Annotated in this window: 20 protein-coding genes; 16 read left to right on the top strand and 4 right to left on the bottom strand. The window is 64.3% G+C overall.

The window, feature by feature from the left end; translation table 11 throughout:
* The first annotated feature begins 3 nt into the window (after positions 1–3).
* The 13 genes from flhF (at position 4) to APT59_RS14625 (ending at position 12,161) form a co-directional block, all read left to right on the top strand.
* On the top strand, positions 4–1,332 hold the full coding sequence (gene flhF / locus APT59_RS14685) for a flagellar biosynthesis protein FlhF (protein ID WP_059315541.1): 1,329 nt from the start codon (positions 4–6) through the stop codon (positions 1,330–1,332).
* 92 nt (positions 1,333–1,424) lie between these two features.
* Complete coding sequence (gene fleN, locus APT59_RS14680; protein ID WP_059315540.1) at positions 1,425–2,255, top strand: flagellar synthesis regulator FleN; 831 nt, start codon at positions 1,425–1,427, stop codon at positions 2,253–2,255.
* The gene (fliA, locus tag APT59_RS14675) at positions 2,252–2,992 is read left to right on the top strand and encodes an RNA polymerase sigma factor FliA (protein ID WP_156428962.1); all 741 of its coding nucleotides are present in this window, start codon (positions 2,252–2,254) and stop codon (positions 2,990–2,992) included. The genes fleN and fliA overlap by 4 nt, the downstream gene beginning before the upstream one ends.
* Before the next feature lie 87 nt (positions 2,993–3,079).
* Entirely contained in the window at positions 3,080–3,454 is a 375-nt protein-coding gene (locus tag APT59_RS14670) for a chemotaxis response regulator CheY (protein ID WP_169853335.1), read from the top strand.
* Positions 3,455–3,473: 19 nt separating this feature from the next.
* Positions 3,474–4,262, top strand: coding sequence for a protein phosphatase CheZ (locus APT59_RS14665; RefSeq protein ID WP_059315538.1), 789 nt, complete (start codon positions 3,474–3,476; stop codon positions 4,260–4,262).
* 26 nt (positions 4,263–4,288) lie between these two features.
* Positions 4,289–6,538 carry a chemotaxis protein CheA gene (locus tag APT59_RS14660; protein WP_059315537.1) on the top strand — a complete coding sequence of 750 codons (2,250 nt, stop codon included), beginning with the start codon at positions 4,289–4,291 and terminating at the stop codon, positions 6,536–6,538.
* A gap of 83 nt (positions 6,539–6,621) precedes the next feature.
* Positions 6,622–7,743, top strand: a complete 1,122-nt coding sequence (locus APT59_RS14655; protein WP_059315536.1) for a protein-glutamate methylesterase/protein-glutamine glutaminase — start codon at positions 6,622–6,624, stop codon at positions 7,741–7,743.
* 34 nt (positions 7,744–7,777) lie between these two features.
* The gene (locus APT59_RS14650) at positions 7,778–8,518 is read left to right on the top strand and encodes a flagellar motor protein (RefSeq protein ID WP_059316913.1); all 741 of its coding nucleotides are present in this window, start codon (positions 7,778–7,780) and stop codon (positions 8,516–8,518) included.
* An 11-nt stretch (positions 8,519–8,529) separates the two neighbouring features.
* Positions 8,530–9,390: a flagellar motor protein MotD gene (gene motD / locus APT59_RS14645; protein WP_059315535.1), complete on the top strand. Its 861-nt coding sequence runs from the start codon at positions 8,530–8,532 to the stop codon at positions 9,388–9,390.
* Positions 9,391–9,425: 35 nt separating this feature from the next.
* A complete protein-coding gene (locus APT59_RS14640) occupies positions 9,426–10,214 on the top strand; it encodes a ParA family protein (protein ID WP_059315534.1) in 789 nt (262 codons plus the stop codon).
* Positions 10,215–10,271: 57 nt separating this feature from the next.
* Positions 10,272–11,192: a chemotaxis protein CheW gene (locus APT59_RS14635; RefSeq protein WP_059315533.1), complete on the top strand. Its 921-nt coding sequence runs from the start codon at positions 10,272–10,274 to the stop codon at positions 11,190–11,192.
* 73 nt (positions 11,193–11,265) lie between these two features.
* Complete coding sequence (locus APT59_RS14630) at positions 11,266–11,745, top strand: chemotaxis protein CheW (protein ID WP_007160357.1); 480 nt, start codon at positions 11,266–11,268, stop codon at positions 11,743–11,745.
* Positions 11,745–12,161 carry a DUF2802 domain-containing protein gene (locus APT59_RS14625; protein ID WP_059315532.1) on the top strand — a complete coding sequence of 139 codons (417 nt, stop codon included), beginning with the start codon at positions 11,745–11,747 and terminating at the stop codon, positions 12,159–12,161. Before APT59_RS14630 ends, APT59_RS14625 begins: the two co-directional genes overlap by 1 nt.
* A gap of 35 nt (positions 12,162–12,196) precedes the next feature.
* On the opposite strand, the gene APT59_RS14620 is transcribed toward APT59_RS14625, so the two are convergent.
* Positions 12,197–13,120 carry an aspartyl/asparaginyl beta-hydroxylase domain-containing protein gene (locus tag APT59_RS14620; RefSeq protein WP_059315531.1) on the bottom strand — a complete coding sequence of 308 codons (924 nt, stop codon included), beginning with the start codon at positions 13,118–13,120 and terminating at the stop codon, positions 12,197–12,199.
* A 170-nt stretch (positions 13,121–13,290) separates the two neighbouring features.
* Between APT59_RS14620 and APT59_RS14615 the strand changes: the two genes are divergently transcribed.
* On the top strand, positions 13,291–13,830 hold the full coding sequence (locus APT59_RS14615) for a DUF2058 domain-containing protein (protein WP_059315530.1): 540 nt from the start codon (positions 13,291–13,293) through the stop codon (positions 13,828–13,830).
* A gap of 9 nt (positions 13,831–13,839) precedes the next feature.
* On the opposite strand, the gene APT59_RS14610 is transcribed toward APT59_RS14615, so the two are convergent.
* Both APT59_RS14610 and APT59_RS14605 read right to left on the bottom strand, forming a co-directional pair.
* A complete protein-coding gene (locus APT59_RS14610) occupies positions 13,840–14,484 on the bottom strand; it encodes a YciC family protein (RefSeq protein ID WP_059315529.1) in 645 nt (214 codons plus the stop codon).
* Between the two features lie 30 nt (positions 14,485–14,514).
* On the bottom strand, positions 14,515–15,081 hold the full coding sequence (locus APT59_RS14605) for a cysteine hydrolase family protein (RefSeq protein WP_059315528.1): 567 nt from the start codon (positions 15,079–15,081) through the stop codon (positions 14,515–14,517).
* 272 nt (positions 15,082–15,353) lie between these two features.
* On the opposite strand from APT59_RS14605, the gene APT59_RS14600 reads away from it, so the two are divergent.
* Positions 15,354–16,127, top strand: coding sequence for a DUF2076 domain-containing protein (locus tag APT59_RS14600; protein WP_059315527.1), 774 nt, complete (start codon positions 15,354–15,356; stop codon positions 16,125–16,127).
* Positions 16,128–16,186: 59 nt separating this feature from the next.
* Here APT59_RS14600 and APT59_RS14595 read toward each other — a convergent pair whose 3' ends face one another.
* Entirely contained in the window at positions 16,187–16,624 is a 438-nt protein-coding gene (locus APT59_RS14595) for an Lrp/AsnC family transcriptional regulator (RefSeq protein WP_059315526.1), read from the bottom strand.
* Positions 16,625–16,774: 150 nt separating this feature from the next.
* Here APT59_RS14595 and yedA point away from each other — a divergent pair, with 150 nt between their 5' ends.
* Complete coding sequence (yedA, locus tag APT59_RS14590; protein WP_059315525.1) at positions 16,775–17,680, top strand: drug/metabolite exporter YedA; 906 nt, start codon at positions 16,775–16,777, stop codon at positions 17,678–17,680.
* Positions 17,681–17,707 lie beyond the last annotated feature (27 nt).

The raw sequence follows: 17,707 nt of genomic DNA, 5'->3' as shown, positions 1-17,707 counted from the left end.
ATCATGCAAGTCAAACGTTTCTTCGCTGCCGATATGCGTCAAGCCATGAAGCTGGTACGCGACGAGCTGGGCCCGGATGCCGCCATCCTCAGCAACCGCCGGGTCGCCGGCGGGGTCGAGCTGACCGCGGCGCTGGACTACCAGGCTCCGGCACCGGCTGCGCCCAACGCGGAGCTGCAGGCGGAGTTGCGCAAGACACATGCGAAGATCGCCCAGGCCCATGCCGACCTCAGCATCCGCGCGCCGGGCGTGCCCTCGGCCGCGCCCAAGGACAAGCAGCTGCTCGGCGCCATCAGTGCCGCCGACAGTCGTCGCGAGCCGGTGATCGCCCCGCCGCGTGCCCCCCAACCGGCTGCTGCGGCAGCTGCCGCCAGCGCCGCATCGGAAGACCGCCGCGCCCTGGAAGCCATGCGCAGCGAACTCAGTGGCCTGCGTGAACTGCTGGAAGTCCAGCTGGGCTCCATGGCCTGGACGCAGGTGCAGTCCACCCGTCCGGAGCAGGCCGGCCTCTGGCGCCGTCTGCAACGCATGGGGCTGCCGGCCGACCTGGCCCGCCACCTGCTCGACAGCGTGGCCAAGATCCAGGACCCGCGCCATGCCTGGCGCATGCTGCTGGCCAACTTCGCCCAGCTGGCCAAGACCACTGACGCCAAGATTTTGGAGGAGGGCGGCATCGTCGCCTTCGTCGGCCCGGCCGGAATGGGCAAGACCACCACCCTGGCCAAGCTCGCCGCCAACTACGTGCTCAAGTACGGTCCCCAGAGTCTGGCGCTGGTCAGCATGGACAGCTTCCGCATCGGTGCCCAGGAGCAGATCAAGACCCTGGGCCGCATCCTCGACGTACCGGTGACCCTGGTCGATCCGGGCCAGTCCCTGGCGCAGGCCCTGGCGCCCCTGGCACGCAAGCGTCTGGTGCTGATCGATACCGCGGGCATGCCCGCCAACGATCCGGCGCTCAAGGCGCAGCTCGAAGCCCTGGCGAACCGCCAGCTGAAGATTCGCAATTACCTGGTGCTGGGTGTCACCAGCCAGAGCCAGGTGCTCAAGGCGGCCTATCACAGCTATCGGCGCTGCGGCCTGAGCGGCTGCGTGCTGACCAAGCTGGACGAGGCCGCCAGCCTCGGCGAAGCCCTGGGCCTGGCCATCAGCCAGCGCCTGCCGGTGGCCTACATCGCCGACGGTCCGCGCATCCCGGACGATCTGCATCCGGCTCGCAGCCACCAGCTGGTGAGCCGCGCTGTGAGCCTGCAGGCGTCCGAAGAGCCGAGCGAAGAAACCATGGCCGGCATGTTCGCCGGCCTGTATCAGAGCAATGCCCGCCGCGCCGGTTAGCGCCGACGAACGGTAGTGGTGCATCGCATGCCTGGGCACGCCAAATGCACTTGGTCTAAAGTGTGACGGATTTCAATCAAAGGTATCAGGCAATGGGTAGCATGCATCCCGTCCAAGTCATAGCGGTCACGGGCGGTAAAGGCGGTGTCGGCAAGACCAATGTGTCGGTCAACCTGGCCTTGGCCCTGGCCGATATCGGGCGGCGCGTCATGCTGCTCGACGCCGACCTGGGCCTTGCCAACATCGACGTTCTGCTCGGGCTGTCGCCCAAGCGCACCCTGGCCGACGTCATTTCCGGCGAGTGTGAGCTGCGCGACGTGCTGCTGCACGGGCCGGGCGGCATCCGCATCGTCCCGGCAGCCTCGGGCACCCAGGCGATGGTCAATCTGACGCCGGCCCAGCATGCCGGTCTGATCCAGGCCTTCAGCGACATCAGCGAGAACCTCGACGTGCTCATCGTCGATACCGCTGCCGGCATCGGCGACCAGGTGGTCAGCTTCGTCCGCGCCGCCCAGGAAGTCCTGGTCGTGGTGTGCGATGAGCCCACCTCCATCACCGATGCCTACGCCCTGATCAAGCTGCTCAATCGCGACCATGGCGTCACCCGTTTCCGGGTGTTGGCGAATATGGCGCTGACACCCCAGGAAGGCCGCAATCTCTTTGCTAAGCTGACCAAGGTGACCGACAGATTCCTGGATGTCGCCTTGCAATACGTGGGCGCCATTCCGTTCGATGAAGCGGTGCGCAAAGCGGTACAGAAACAGCGCCCCGTGTACGAAGCCTTTCCGCGTGCCAAGGCCTCACTGGCCTTTCGTGCGGTGGCTCAGAAAGTCGATGGCTGGCCGCTGCCCGCCAATCCGCGCGGCCATCTCGAGTTCTTTGTCGAGCGCCTTGTGCAACCAGCCATCGGTACCCACGCATGACAGCATCCAGCGGGCTTCGCATGTACAGCAAAACCTCGGAACGTACCCAGCAGGAGCAGCTCATCAACCGCTACGCGCCGTTGGTGAAACGCATCGCCTACCATCTCCTGGCGCGCCTGCCGGCGAGCGTACAGGTCGAAGATCTGATGCAGGCCGGCATGATCGGTCTGCTGGAGGCCTCGCGCAAATACGACGCCGGCAAGGGCGCCAGCTTCGAGACCTACGCCGGCATCCGCATCCGCGGTGCCATGCTCGATGAGGTCCGCAAGGGCGACTGGGCGCCGCGCTCGGTGCACCGCAACACGCGCATGGTCACCGACGCCATTCGGGCAGTGGAAGCGCGCACTGGTCGTGACGCTAAAGATTCCGAAGTCGCGGCCGAACTTAAATTGAGTCTGGATGAGTACTACGGCATCCTTGGCGACACCATGGGGAGTCGCCTGTTCAGCTTCGACGACCTCATGGAGGGTGGTGAGCATGGGCTCGAGGAGAGTGGTTCGCATGAACTCGAGCCCGGTCGCGGTCTGGAAGACGAGCGCTTCCGCAAGGCCCTGGCCGAGGCCATCGCCAATCTTCCGGAGCGTGAACGTCTGGTGCTCTCGCTGTATTACGACGAGGAACTCAACCTCAAGGAAATCGGCGAGGTGCTGGGTGTGAGCGAGTCACGTGTCTGCCAACTTCACAGTCAATGCGCGGCACGCCTGCGGGCGCGGCTGGCGGAATGGCGTTCGCGTTAACCGGCTGGTACTCAGGCTACTACGATTGCTTAGACGCGCCTTGTGGCGTGTGTGCGGATTAGGACGGAGGTCGACTTGGACAAGAACATGAAAATCCTCATCGTGGACGATTTTTCCACGATGAGACGCATCATCAAGAATTTGCTGCGCGATCTGGGATTCACCAATACCGCCGAAGCAGACGACGGCAATACCGCACTGCCGATGCTGCAGAGCGGCAACTTCGATTTTCTCGTCACCGACTGGAACATGCCTGGCATGACCGGCATCGACCTGCTGCGCCAGGTCCGCGCCGACGCGCGCCTGAAGACCCTGCCGGTGCTGATGGTGACCGCCGAGGCCAAGCGTGAGCAGATCATCGAAGCCGCTCAGGCCGGCGTGAATGGCTATGTGGTCAAGCCTTTCACCGCCCAGGTGCTGAAAGAAAAGATCGACAAGATCTTCGAGCGGGTGAACGGCTGAAGAAAGCCGCGGGGACGTTATGGATCAGCTTGGCACCAACAGCTTCAGCGACTTCGAGTCGAATCTAAAACAGCACGCCCAAGAGCTGGTGAAATGCCTGGAAAGCGGCGATTTCACCCAGGCCGTGCATGTTATCAATGAGCTCAATCAACTGCGTGACCGGGGTCTTTACCAGGAAGTCGGCAAGCTGACCCGCGAGCTGCACAATGCCATCGTCAACTTCGAGATCGATCCGCGCGGCATGGCCGGCGAAGAGGTCTCCCAGATCAGCGATGCCACCGATCGTCTCTCCTACGTGGTGAAGATGACCGAGAACGCCGCCAACCGGACCATGGATCTGGTGGAGGAGAGCGCACCGCTGGTAGGCAACTTCGGCGACGAGGCCCGTGCCGTGCATGCCGACTGGAAGAAATTCATGCGCCGGGAAATGGGCGCGGACGAATTCCGCGAACTGGCCAAGCGCGTCGACGCCTTCCTCAGCCACAGCGAGAGCAGTGCCGAGCAGCTGTCGGCCAAGCTCAACGACATTCTCCTCGCGCAGGACTACCAGGATCTCACCGGTCAGGTGATCAAGCGGGTCGTCAATCTCGTCGGGCAGATCGAGAAAGACCTCGTCAAGCTGGTGATGATGGCCAGTCAGGTCGATCGCTATACCGGCTTCAGTCACGATCACACCGCGCTGATCGAACAGAATCGAAAAGAAAAGACGATGAAGGGTGAAGGTCCGCAGATTCATGCCGATAAGCGTGAAGACGTCGTGGCCGCTCAGGTCGACGTCGACGATCTTCTATCCAGTCTGGGCTTTTGACCCAGACCCTCTTGGGGAGTGCAGGAATGAGCTTCGACGCCGATGAAGAAATCCTCCAGGATTTCCTGGTAGAGGCCGGCGAGATTCTCGAACAGTTGTCCGAACAATTGGTCGAGCTGGAAAGCCGCCCGGATGACATGGATCTGCTGAATGCCATTTTCCGTGGCTTCCATACCGTAAAGGGCGGTGCCGGTTTCCTGCAGCTCCATACCCTGGTCGAGTGCTGCCATATCGCGGAAAACGTGTTCGACATCCTGCGCAAAGGCGAACGCCGCGTGGATGCCGAGCTGATGGATGTAGTGCTGCAGGCACTGGATTCCGTCAACGAAATGTTCGGTCAGGTCCGTGAACGCGAAGAGCCGACCCCGGCCTCGCCTGAATTACTGGCGGCCCTGGCCCGCCTGGCCGAACCCGCCGGCAGTGAGCCGGCGCCGGTTCCGGTTGCGCCCGTGGCTGCTGCCCCGGTCGCTGCCGCAGAGCCCGCTCCGACCGCCGCGGCGGCTGCCGAGCCGGAACTGAGCGATGCCGATTTCCAAAACCTGCTCGATGCCCTAGGCAGCGAGCCGGGTGCCGACCAGGGGGCCACTGCGGAAACCGCCAGTGCCGCCGGTGGCGAGGACATCACCGACGACGAATTCGAGGCCTTGCTCGATCAGCTGCATGGCAAAGGCAAGTTCAACGAGGCGCCAGCGGCGGCTCCGGTGGCTGCCACGGCACCTGCGCCAGCCGCCACGGGTGGCGACGAGATCACCGATGACGAATTCGAAGCCCTGCTCGACGAGCTGCACGGCAAGGGCAAGTTCGTCGCGAACGAGGCTCCTGCGCCGGCCGCATCGGCACCCGTCACGGCTGCTCCGGCGGCGGCGAGTGGTGATGAGATCACCGATGACGAGTTCGAATCCCTGCTCGATGAACTCCATGGCAAGGGCAGGTTCAGTGGCCCCGCCGAGCCCGTAGCTGCACCGGTTGCCGCTGCGCCGACACCGGTCGCCGCGCCTCAGCCCGTTCCGGCCCCGGCCCCAGCACCGGCACCGAAACCGGCCGCCGAGGTCGCTGCGCCCAAGCCGGCGGCACCTGCCGCGGCAGGCGAGCGTCCCACCAGCGAGGCGGAGACCACCGTGCGGGTCGATACCGCGCGGCTGGACGAGATCATGAACATGGTCGGCGAACTGGTGCTGGTGCGTAACCGCCTGGTACGCCTGGGCCTGAACAGCGGCGACGAGGCCATGGCCAAGGCGGTGTCCAACCTCGACGTGGTCACCGCGGATCTGCAGACCTCGGTCATGAAGACCCGAATGCAGCCGATCAAGAAAGTCTTCGGCCGCTTCCCGCGCCTGGTCCGCGATCTGGCGCGCAGCCTGAAGAAAGAGATCAATCTGGAGCTGGTCGGTGAAGAAACCGACCTGGACAAGAACCTGGTCGAGGCCCTGGCCGATCCGCTGGTGCACTTGGTGCGCAATGCGGTCGACCATGGCATCGAGGGGCCGGCCGAGCGTGAAGGCAACGGCAAGTCCCGCGCCGGACGCGTGGTGCTTTCCGCCGAGCAGGAAGGCGACCATATCCTGCTGTCGATTTCCGACGACGGCAAGGGCATGGACGCGGATCTGCTGCGTAACAAGGCGGTGGAAAAGGGCCTGCTCGACCGCGACGCGGCCGATCGCCTGACCGAGACCGAGTGCTTCAACCTGATCTTTGCCCCGGGTTTCTCCACCAAGGCCGAGATCTCCGACATCTCCGGCCGCGGCGTGGGCATGGACGTGGTCAAGACCAAGATCAGCCAGCTCAACGGTACCCTCAACGTCTTCTCGACCAAGGGCCAGGGCTCCAAGATCGTCATCAAGGTACCCCTGACCCTGGCGATCATGCCGACGCTGATGGTGATGCTGGGCAACCAGGCCTTCGCCTTCCCGCTGGTCAACGTCAACGAGATCTTCCACCTCGACCTGTCCCGCACCAACGTGGTGGATGGCCAGGAAGTGGTGGTGGTGCGCGACAAGGCACTGCCGCTCTTCTACCTCAAGCGTTGGCTGGTACCTGGTGCAGCCCACGTGGAGCAGGGCGAGGGGCACGTGGTGATCCTCTCGGTCGGCACCCAGCGTATCGGCTTCGTGGTCGATCAGCTGGTGGGCCAGGAAGAGGTGGTCATCAAGCCACTCGGCAAGATGCTGCAGGGCACGCCCGGCATGTCGGGGGCGACCATCACTGGCGACGGCCGCATCGCGCTCATCCTCGATGTACCCAGCATGCTCAAGCGCTACGCCCGTCGCGGGCTCTGAGTCGGCCAGGTACGAGCGGCGTCGGGTCCTGTGCCCGGCGCCATCGGGTGGCCTGAGCCGCCCCAGGTTAGGAGTTTCAAGGTATGCCGGTAAAAGTACTGGTGGTAGACGATTCCGGCTTCTTCCGGCGTCGGCTCAAGGAAATCCTGGCGGCCGACCCCAACATCTCGGTGGTGGGCACGGCCAGCAACGGGCGTGAGGGGGTCGATCAGGCCCTGGCACTGCGGCCCGATGTCATCACCATGGATTACGAGATGCCGATGATGGACGGCATCACTGCCGTCCGCCATATCATGCAGAAGTGCCCGACTCCGGTACTGATGTTCTCCTCGCTCACCCATGAAGGCGCCCGGGTCACCCTGGATGCCCTGGATGCTGGCGCGGTCGACTACTTGCCGAAGAATTTCGAGGACATCTCGCGCAATCCGGCGAGTGTGCAGAAGCTGCTGTGCGAGAAGATCCACCATATCGCCCGTTCCAATCGCCGCTTCGCGGTGGCGCCCAGTGTCGCGCCGGCAACTCCTACAAGCGCCTCGGCTGCCACTCCGGCGACCGTTCGGCCTGCAGCGCGTCCGGCTGCACCCAGCAGCGCTCAGTCCACGCATGCGCCCGCCGCTCCGGTCTCGCCGCCGCCCAAGCGCAAGCACTACCGCCTGGTGGCCATCGGTACGTCCACCGGCGGCCCAGTGGCCCTGCAGCGAGTGCTGACCCAACTACCAGCCAATTTCCCGGCGCCGCTGGTGCTGATCCAGCACATGCCCGCCGCCTTCACCAAGGCCTTCGCCGAGCGTCTGGACAAGCTCTGCCGTATCAGCGTCAAGGAAGCCGAGGACGGCGATCAGCTGCGTCCGGGGTTGGCGCTGCTGGCGCCCGGGGGCAAGCAGATGATGGTGGACGGCCGCGGCATGGTGAAGATCCTGCCCGGTGATGAACGCCTCAACTACAAGCCTTGTGTCGATGTGACCTTCGGCTCCGCCGCCAAGGCCTACGCCGACAAGGTGCTGGCGGTAGTCCTGACCGGCATGGGCGCCGACGGTCGCGAAGGCGCGCGGATGCTCAAGCAGGTCGGTAGCCAGGTGTGGGCCCAGGACGAAGCCAGTTGCGTCATCTATGGGATGCCGATGGCCATCGCCAAGGCCAACTTGGCCGACGCCATCTACGGCCTGGAAGACATCGGCAGGCACCTGACCGAGGCCTGTTCGTGACGGCAGGCGTTCATTCGCCAGAAGGGCATTGAGCGTGGACGTCCTCAGCCTTATCGGCATCCTGCTGGCATTCACCGCCATCATGGGCGGCAATCTGCTGGAGGGCGGCTCCTTCGCCGCCCTGGCTAATGGTCCGGCGGCGCTGATCGTAGTGGGTGGGACCCTCGGTGCCGTGCTGCTGCAGACCCGGCTACCGGTGCTGCGCCGCGCCCTGACCATGCTGGGGTGGGTGTTCGTGCCGCCAACGCTGGACCTCACCGGTGGCATTCGCAAGGTGGTCAACTGGAGCAACGTGGCGCGCAAGGAAGGCCTGTTGGGTCTCGAGCCCCTGGTCGCCCGCGAGGCCGATCCCTATGCCGCCAAGGGGCTGCAGCTGCTGGTGGACGGCACTGAGCCTGAGACCCTGCGCAGCATTCTGGAAGTGGACCTCTACGGCCAGGAAGATCGTGACATCGCCGCCGCCAAGGTCTATGAAGCCATGGGCGGCTATGCGCCCACGGTCGGCATCATCGGTGCGGTGATGGGCCTGATCCACGTCATGCAGAATCTCGCCGATCCCTCACAGCTGGGTAGCGGCATCGCGGTGGCCTTCGTCGCCACCATCTATGGCGTCGCCTTTGCCAACCTGCTGCTATTGCCCATCGGCAACAAGCTCAAGGCGTTGGCCCAGCAGCAGTCCCGCTACCGGGAAATGCTGCTGGAAGGGCTGATGTCCATCGGCGAAGGCGAGAATCCGCGGTCCATCGAAATGAAGCTGCAAGGTTTCCTGGACTAGGAGAGCGCCGCATGCCTCGCCGCCGCCGTCCCGAAGAGCACGAGAACCACGAACGCTGGCTGGTCTCCTACGCGGACTTCATCACCCTGTTGTTCGCCTTCTTCGTGGTCATGTATTCCATTTCCTCGTTGAACGAGAGCAAGTACAAGGTGCTCTCGGACAGCCTGTCAGGCATCTTCAGCCAGCCAGAGCGGTCGCTCAAACCTATCACCCTCGGCGATCAGCGTCCGGCAGGAACGACGCCTGCGGTAATGGACACCAGCGCCGCCCAGAGCGCCAAGGGCACGCCTAGCGATCCGCTGCAGCAGATCGCCGACAGCGTGCGATCCACCTTCGGCGATCTCATCGCCGGCGACCAACTGAACATCAAGGCCAGTGAGATGTGGCTGGAAATCGAGCTCAGCTCCAACCTGCTCTTTGCCAGCGGTGACTCTCTGCCGAGCAATCCCGCCTTTGGCCTCATGGAAAAGGTGGCCAAGATTCTGGCGCCGTTCAAAAATCCAATCCAGGTACAGGGCTACACGGACGACCGTCCCATCAGCACGGCGCTGTATCCCACCAACTGGGAACTATCAGCGGCCCGGGCCGCCAGTATCGTGCGGCTGCTGATTGGCAATGGCATCGCCCCGCAGCGCTTGGCCGTGGTGGGCTATGGCGCCTATCAGCCGGTGGTCGACAACACCAGTGACGTCAACCGAGCCCGCAATCGGCGGGTGGTTCTGCTGATCTCGCGCAATCTAGACTTGTTCCGGCCACAGAGCACCTTGCAAAATTCGTCGACTGGCACACAATCTGCAGCATCGCCTGGAGAGCTGACGCCCAAGGGGGCGCCTGTCAAATCTTCGTCGCCGGCCTCTGTGCCGGCCCCTTGACCCGGTCGGTCATGTCGTCGGGAGGAAGTCTGCACATGAGAGTCTGGGCTGTCGCCAATCAGAAGGGTGGGGTGGGCAAGACCACCACCACCGTTGCCCTCGCCGGGTTGCTAGGCGATGAAGGCAAGCGCGTCTTGCTGGTGGACCTGGATCCCCATGGTTCCCTGACCAGCTATTTCGGTCAGGATCCGGACAGTCTCGAGCACAGCGTGTTCGACCTGTTCCAACACGGTGGTCAGGTCCCGGAAGGCCTGCCGAAGCGTCTGCTGCTGCCGACCAGCCATCCGCAGTTGTCGATGCTGCCGTCCAGTACCGCCCTGGCTACCTTGGAACGCCAGTCGCCTGGGCAGAGCGGATTGGGCCTGGTGATTTCCAAGAGCCTGGCGCAACTGTGGAACGACTTCGACCACGTGCTGATCGACAGCCCACCGCTGCTTGGGGTGTTGATGGTCAACGCTCTGGCGGCCAGTCAGCATCTGGTGATTCCCACCCAGACCGAATTCCTGGCACTCAAGGGGTTGGAGCGCATGGTCAACACCCTGACCATGATCAACCGCTCGCGCAAGCAGGCGCTGCCCTACACCATAGTGCCGACCCTGTTCGATCGCCGTACCCAGGCCTCCATCGGGACGTTGAAGGTATTGCGCAATACCTATCCCGCGCAGTTGTGGCAGGCCTTCATTCCCATCGATACCCGGCTGCGCGATGCCAGTCGCTCCGGGCAGGTGCCGTCACGCTATGAACTCAACAGCCGCGGTGTCATCGCTTACCGGGCGCTGCTACGGCATCTGCTCGAAGGGGCGCCCAGTAGCCAGGTCGCCTGATTCAAGTTTTCCATCCTTCCAGCCGATAGGCTGGACAACCCACCCACGTAGATCGCCATGAGCCAACCGACGTCCCTCGACAATCGTCCGCAGCGTGTCCTTCAGGGCTATCTCGATGCCCTGCTGCTGGATGCGTTCCTGGAGCTGCCGACCGCTGAAGTCGCGCCTGCCGTGGCGCCCGTGGTCGTGCCCGCAGAGCCGATCGCCAGCGTCAGCGAAGACGAGTTCGCCGCCGCCGTGCGCGAAGAGCTCGAGCGCGACGCCGCGCGACAGCCCCGGGTCGTGCCGTTGACCGCACGCCGCGCAGGCGTTGCGCTGGCCGAGCGCTCCCCGGCGGAGGTCCTGTTGCCAGTGACCCTGCCCGTGGCGGCGCCGGACACCGATATCGAGTTGGATTGGCGCGTCCCTGAACTGGCCCCGGTCGCCGAGCCGCCGCGTCCCATCGTGGAAGGCATCGCCGTGGGCAATGTGCCTTCGCCGTCACTGCTGGTCGGCGGCGCACCGCCCGGTGGCGTAGCGCTGGAGGGCCGGCCCGAATGGGGCGAGGAACCCTTCGAATGCCTGTTGTTCGACGTCGCCGGTTTGACCCTGGCCGCGCCTTTGGTCTGCCTGGGCTCCATCTACCCACTCGCCGACGAAGAGTTGACGCCGCTGTTCGGTCAGCCAGACTGGTTCCTGGGCCTGCTACCCTGCCAGGCAGGTAACCTGCGCGTTCTCGATGCGGCGCGCTGGGTGATGCCCGAACGTTACCGTGACGACTACCGTGAGGGCCTGAAATTCGTGATATCGCTGCAAGGTCTGGACTGGGGCCTGGCCGTGCATGGCGTCAGCCATTCGGTACGACTGGATCCCGCCGAGGTCAAATGGCGGAATCAGCGCGCTACCCGGCCCTGGCTGGCCGGTACGGTGATCGATCAGATGTGTGCGCTGCTGGATGTGGCGGCGCTCGCTGAACAGGTGGTGGGTGGCCGTCGCTAGGGCTGCCCGCCGCAACTAACCAGCGGGTTCGCCCGCTTCGCCGCACGTGCGGTATTTGACGAGGCTAGGGAACATGAAAAAAACGTCCGCACAGGGTTCCGAAGATCCGGTCCTGCAATGGGTTACCTTCCGCCTGGATAACGAGACCTACGGCATCAACGTGATGCAGGTCCAGGAAGTCCTGCGCTATACCGAAATCGCTCCGGTCCCCGGTGCGCCGAGCTATGTGCTGGGCATCATCAACCTGCGCGGCAACGTGGTGACGGTGATCGACACCCGTCAGCGCTTCGGTCTGCTACCCACCGAAGTGACCGACAACACCCGTATCGTCATCATCGAGGCCGACAAGCAGGTCGTCGGTATTCTGGTCGACAGCGTGGCCGAGGTGGTCTACCTGCGGCAGTCGGAGATCGAGACCGCACCGAACGTCGGCAATGACGAATCCGCCAAGTTCATCCAGGGCGTGTGCAACAAGAACGGCGAGCTGCTCATCCTGGTCGAGCTCGACAAGCTGATGACCGAAGAAGAGTGGTCGGAGCTGGAAAGCATCTGATGCTCGTCGGGCTGATCCTGCTCAGCGTCGCGCTGGGGCTGGCCTGTGCCGGCCTCGGTGGTTGCTGCTGGCTGCTCTGGCAACGCCAGCAGCAGCAGGTAGCGAAACAGGTTGAGCGGGACGCCCTTGTCGACAAGCGTATGCAGATTCTGCTCAAGCGCCTGGAAACCTACCAGGCCGGGCAGGTGCGCATGGGTGAGCAGGTGCAGGGACTGGCCAAGGTGGTGGCGCCCTTGCCTGATCGGTTGACCCAGATCGAGCAGAGCGACCCTACCAGTCTGTCCTTTTCCCAGGCTGCGCGCCTGGTGGGATTGGGCGCCAGCGCCGACGATCTCACCCAGGCCTGTGGCCTCTCCCAGGCCGAAGCCGAGCTGGTAGCCCGGCTGCATCGGCAGCGCCAGCAGCGCTCCGGCTAATCTGCCTTTGACGCCGCCTGCGCAGGATCGCCGCCTTAGCTGACGATCCAGTGGTAGAGCGCGATCACTACCAGCACGGCCAGCACCGGTTTGGCGATGCGATAGGCCTTGGGATGGCGCCGCTTGAATTTCTTCACGCCGCCACCGATACGATCACCGAATCTCTTGCTGAAGGCATAGGCCTGGTTGATGCCGCCTACGCGTTCGCCTTCGACGTTCTGCGGCGCTGTGGCACTACCCAGGAAGCGGCTGACTGCCTGGTTGATGCGCGTCAGCAGACGGTTGCGCAATGGCCGTTCCACATCGCAGAACAGGATGACCCGGGTCTGGTCGGTCTCGTTCTTCACCCAGTGCACATAGGTTTCGTCGAACATCACATCCTCGCCATCGCGCCAGGCATAGGGCTGGCCGTCGACATAGATGCGGCAGGCATCCGAGTTGGGCGTGGCCAGACCCAGGTGATAGCGCAGCGAGCCGCCGAAAGGATCGCGATGCGGATTCAGATGGCTGCCGCCTGGTAGCAGGGCGAACATGGCGCCCTTGACGTTGGGGATTTGCCGCACCAGTTCGACGGTGCGCGGGCAAAGGGTCTGGGCGGAGGGCAGCGGTTCGCCGTACCAGGTCAGGTAGAAGCGCTTCCAGCCCTTCTTGAAGAAGGAGCCGAAGCCGGCGTCGTTGTCCTTTTCCGCGGCGCGAATGTAGCCCTCGTCGAACAGCCGCAAGGCCTCGACGCGAATCTCCTGCCAATTGTCCTTGAGTACGTCCAGCTCCGGGAAGCGGCTGCGATCGAGGTAGGGCTTGGACGGGACGCTGGAGAACAGGTACATCAGGGCGTTGTAGGGGGCGAACACGGCCGAGTGGTTGACCAGTTGGCGCAGGAAGGGCAGGCGAGCGCGTCCGCGAAGGTGGACGAAGAGCACGCTGGCGACGAAGAGCAGGACGATCGCGAAGGTAATCATGGACAAATTCTGATCGGCAGCGCCCGAACCAGGGGCGGATAGGTCATGACTGCATTATTTCACCCCCGGGAAAGGCTTGCACTCGCTTCGTCGGCTGCGCAGGATGGACACCCTGGCGCGCGGCCGCTCCCGAGCCGTGCCCCCTTGGATGATCTAGACGAGTCGTATCGATGAGCATGTCCCTACGCGACCAGCTGCTGAAAGCCGGATTGGTCAATGAAAAGCAGGCCAAGCAGGCCGTCAAGCAGAAGCAGAAACAGAGCCGCATGGAGCATCGCGGGCAGACGGAAAAGGACCGCTCCCAGGAGCTGGCCGTCCAGCAGGCCCAGGCGGAAAAACTGGCCAAGGACCAGGAGCTCAATCGTGCTCAGGAAGACAAGAAGCGGCGCAAGGCCGAGCAGGCGCAGATCAAGCAGCTGATCGAAACGAGCCGCCTGCCCAAGCTGACCACCGAGGACTACTACAACTTCGTCGACGACAAGAAGGTCAAGCGCCTGTCGGTCAACGTCATGATGAGAGACAAGCTCAGCAAGGGCAGTCTGGCCATCGTGCGCTACGAGGGTCGCTACGAGGTAGTGCCGCGCGCCACCGCCGAACGTATCCAGGAGCGCGATCCCAAGCGGGTGGTACTGCTCAACGTGCAGAGCGGCGAGCCGGATCCGGACGATCCCTATGCCGCCTACCAGGTGCCGGACGACCTGATGTGGTGAAGTGCCTGGTCAGGCGTCCTGCCTGACCAGCATGTAGATGCGGTAGACGGCGATGCTGGGGATCAGCTGCAGGAAGCCTGAAAGGGTCTGCAGTACGATCTCCAGCGCTGCGTCCTCGGCGAAATGCCGGGTGATCCAGGCGTCGAGCAGCCAGGCCGGCAGCACCGTGGCCAGGATGCATGCCAGCAGGGTGAAGAAGTGCCCACGGCTCAGGCGCAGGCTGCCACGCAGCGCATCCAGCGGCGCCCGTCCCTCCAGCACCAGCAGGTTCTCGGCGAAGGCCAGCTTGGCCATGATCAGAAAGCCCGGCACGATCAGCAGCGAAAAGCCCAGCATCACCAGCCCCGAGGTCAAGGCCGCGAGGAGGGCGAAGCGTGGCCAGAGCAGCAGCGCCGCGCCCCAGGCACCGCTCAGGCGCGGTGTGGTGCCCTGCGTACGTGCCTCCAGAAAGATCAGCAGGGCGGCGGTGTACAGCGGATAGCAGAGCAGGCTGACCAGCATGTCCCACAGCCCATTGGTCACGCCGAACCGCTCTAGTACCTGATAGCGCAGCAGGGCTTCGAGCAGCAGCCAGGGCAGGGTGAGGACGGCCAGGGGCCGCAGGTTGCGGGCAAAGAAAGACAGCGAGTCGCGCAGGATATCGACAGGGTTCATGCAGCTCTTCCAGGCGGGCAGGAGGGCAGTCTAGCAGGGCGACCCGTTCGTCCGCAGACGTTCGAGCATGGCTGCGCTGGAGGTGACGGTGGCGTATTCGCCGTGCAGATTGGCCATGGCCATCGCATGGACCTCCTCGGCGCTGCGCGGCCGACCGGAGAAGTCGGTCTTGGCGAAGGTGTAGCAGGCGTCTTCGGCGACCCAAGTGGTGAAATCCAGATTGCCGGCGCTGCGCGCTGTAGCTTCCACCGAATTCTCACTGGCCACGCCACAGATCAGCAGTGAGTGGATACCGCGCTGGTGCAGCCAGCGTTCCAGGCCACTGTTGGCGAAGGCGTCCGGGACCTGCTTGTCGAATACCGGCTCGCCGTGCAGCGGCGCCAGGGCCGGCTGGAACTCCACCCCGGGCTGCCCTGGCCAGAACACCGAGCGCGGATCGCGCGACAGATGGCGGACATGTAACAACGGGGCCCGGGCCTGGCGCCAGGCCGCCAGCAGTTCAGCTATCCGCCGCTCGGCATCGGGATGGTTGCGTGGCCCCAGGTGCGGGGCGCGGATGCCCTGTTGCTGGTCGATCAAAATGAGCAGTGGAGTCATGACCGAGTCTCTTTGAAAAACGACCAGACTCCCGTAGCACCCGCCGATTGTCCAGTTGTGGGCAGCGGTTCGGAACTCGATGGCGAGACGTCTCTTCAGATAGGGGGATGACGTGCGGTGTCTGGCTGAATCTACGCTGAACACCGTGCGGATCCATCTTGAAATGGCGACCCTTCGTCATTATCTGGCTAGTAGCGCATCGCTTGCGCCTTTCAGTATCCAGGCCGTTCCCGGGGGAACGCCGTCAGTAGACCGTCTGCGGGAGGGTCATCATGCAACGCGAAGAAAGCCAGCTGATCGAGGGTCTGTTCGACCGTCTCAAGACCACCGAAGCGCAAACCGCGCCCCGCGACCGGGAAGCCGAGGCGCTGATCCAGCAGCGTCTGCGCGACCAGCCCGCGGCGCCCTATTACATGGCTCAGGCGATGTTGATCCAGGAAGCCGCCATCAAGCGGCTGGACCAGCGCGTCAAGGAGCTGGAAAGCCAGATGGCCCAGGTTCAGCAGAATCGCCCTGGCAGTGGCGGCTTTCTCTCCAGCCTGTTCGGCGGCAGCAGCAATCAGCCAGCCAGTGGCCCGGCACCTGCCAATGCGGCGCCTTCTCGCGGCTGGAACGATCCCGGTCCGGCGGCGCCACGTCAGGGCTACGGTCAGCCCAATCCGGGCTACGCCCAGCCTGCACCGGGCTATGGTGCGCCTCAGGCCGCACCGTCGCGCATGGGTGGTTTCATGGGCGGCGCCTTGCAGACTGCCGCCGGGGTAGCCGGGGGGATGCTCGCCGCCCAGGCGATCTCGGGGTTGTTCCATCATTCGCAGCCCGAGGAGATCGTCAACGTCATCAATGAGACACCAGCGACCGACCAGGGCCTGGCCGACGCCGGCTCCCAGGGTGGCTGGGCGGATAACGCCAGCTACGACAATGGCGGCGGTTTCCAGGACGCCGGGGGCTATCAGGATAACGGAGGCTTCCAGGATGCCGCCGACTATGGCGATACCAGCGGTGGTGGCTTCTTCGACGACGGTGGCGACGACGACTCTTTTATCTAGGTCGTCGCGCCCAGCCAGCCCTGGCGCCGCAAGGCTCCAGGGCTTTTTTGTGCGCGGCTTTAGGTGGAGATGAGCGGCAGCGGCCGCTCGAAGGGCGTCGATAGCACCACCACGGTACGGCTCATGCCGAATGTGGTAAGGGTGTCGATGAGGGCTTCCAGCTCGGCCATGTCGCGCACGGCGGCGCGCAGCATCAGGCAGTCCTCGCCCGTGACCCGGTGACAGGCGAGGAGCTGGGGCAGAGCTTCCAGCTTCTTCAGCAACGGCCCCTGGCTGGTGCTGTGCAAGCGCAGCGAGATCAGGCATTCGGTGCCGTAGCCCAGGGCGCGGCGGTCGATACGGGCGCCATAGCCGGTGATGACGCCGGCGTCCTCAAGCTTGGCGATGCGCTCGGCGATGGCCGGCGCGGAGAGACCCAGGCGGCGGCCCAGTTCGGCGTAGCTGGCGCGGCCCTCCACCAGCAGCAGGTCGATGAGGCGTCGATCGATATGGTCCATGTCCCATTCCCTGCCTTCGAATCGAAGGTCCTTGTCCTTAAAGTCTGCCGAATCAAAGCCTGCTCAGGCCCTTTCTCTCCCGACTGTATCTTAGCCGTCCTGGCACTCGCTCCTACAATGTCAGCCTGACCTACCAGGAATCTCTCGCGCATGGACACCTCCGCCTCGCCCTGCATCGCGCCGCGCCTGCCCAGTTGGCTGCCACTGTTAGCGGCCTTTTTCGCCCTCTATGTGGTCTGGGGTTCCACCTATCTGGTGATCCGTATCGGCGTGGCCCATTGGCCACCGCTGCTGATGGCGGGGCTGCGATTCCTCATCGCCGGGAGTCTGCTGCTCGGCTGGCTGCGCCTGCGGGGAGCGCCCTGGCCGACGGTGCGCGAGACCGCGGCTGCCGCGGTGATCGGCATTCTGTTGCTGGGCGTCGGCAATGGCGGCGTGACCCTGGCCGAGCATTGGGGTGTGACCTCCGGCATCGCGGCCTTGTCGATCGCCACGGTCCCGCTGTTCACCCTGTTGTTCGGCCTGCTCTGGGGGCAGCGCAATACCCTGTTGGAATGGGCCGGTATCGCCTTGGGGCTGGTAGGGATCGCGCTGCTCAATCTGGGCGACACCATGAGCGCCACGCCGCTCGGGGCTGCGGTGATCCTGCTCGCCGCGGCGGCCTGGGCCTTCGGCTCGATCTGGAGTCGCTACCTGCCGTTGCCACGCGGGGCTATGGCCAGTGCAGTGGAAATGTTGGTAGCTGGCGCTGTATTGCTCAGCGCCAGCTACCTCAGTGGCGAGCGGCTGCAGCATTGGCCAGCCCTGGGCGGTTGGTTGGCGCTGGGCTATCTGGTGGTGTTCGGCTCCCTGATCGCCTTCAGCGCTTATCTCTACCTGCTGGGCCGGGTACGGCCGGCGGCGGCTACCAGCTATGCCTATGTGAATCCGGTGGTGGCGGTGCTGCTGGGTACCCTGTTCGTCGGTGAACGGATCGGTCCGGCGGAAATGCTGGCCATGCTGGTCATCGTGGGCGCGGTGGTGCTGATCGGCTTGCCGCAGTGGCGACGTCGCTGACGGCAGGCTAGGCTGGCGCGTCATCCA

The organism is Pseudomonas oryzihabitans, from assembly GCF_001518815.1.
GTDB lineage: Bacteria > Pseudomonadota > Gammaproteobacteria > Pseudomonadales > Pseudomonadaceae > Chryseomonas > Chryseomonas oryzihabitans_E.
The sequence above is the reverse complement of the archived record's forward strand: the minus strand, read 5'-3'. Positions and strand labels throughout refer to the sequence as shown.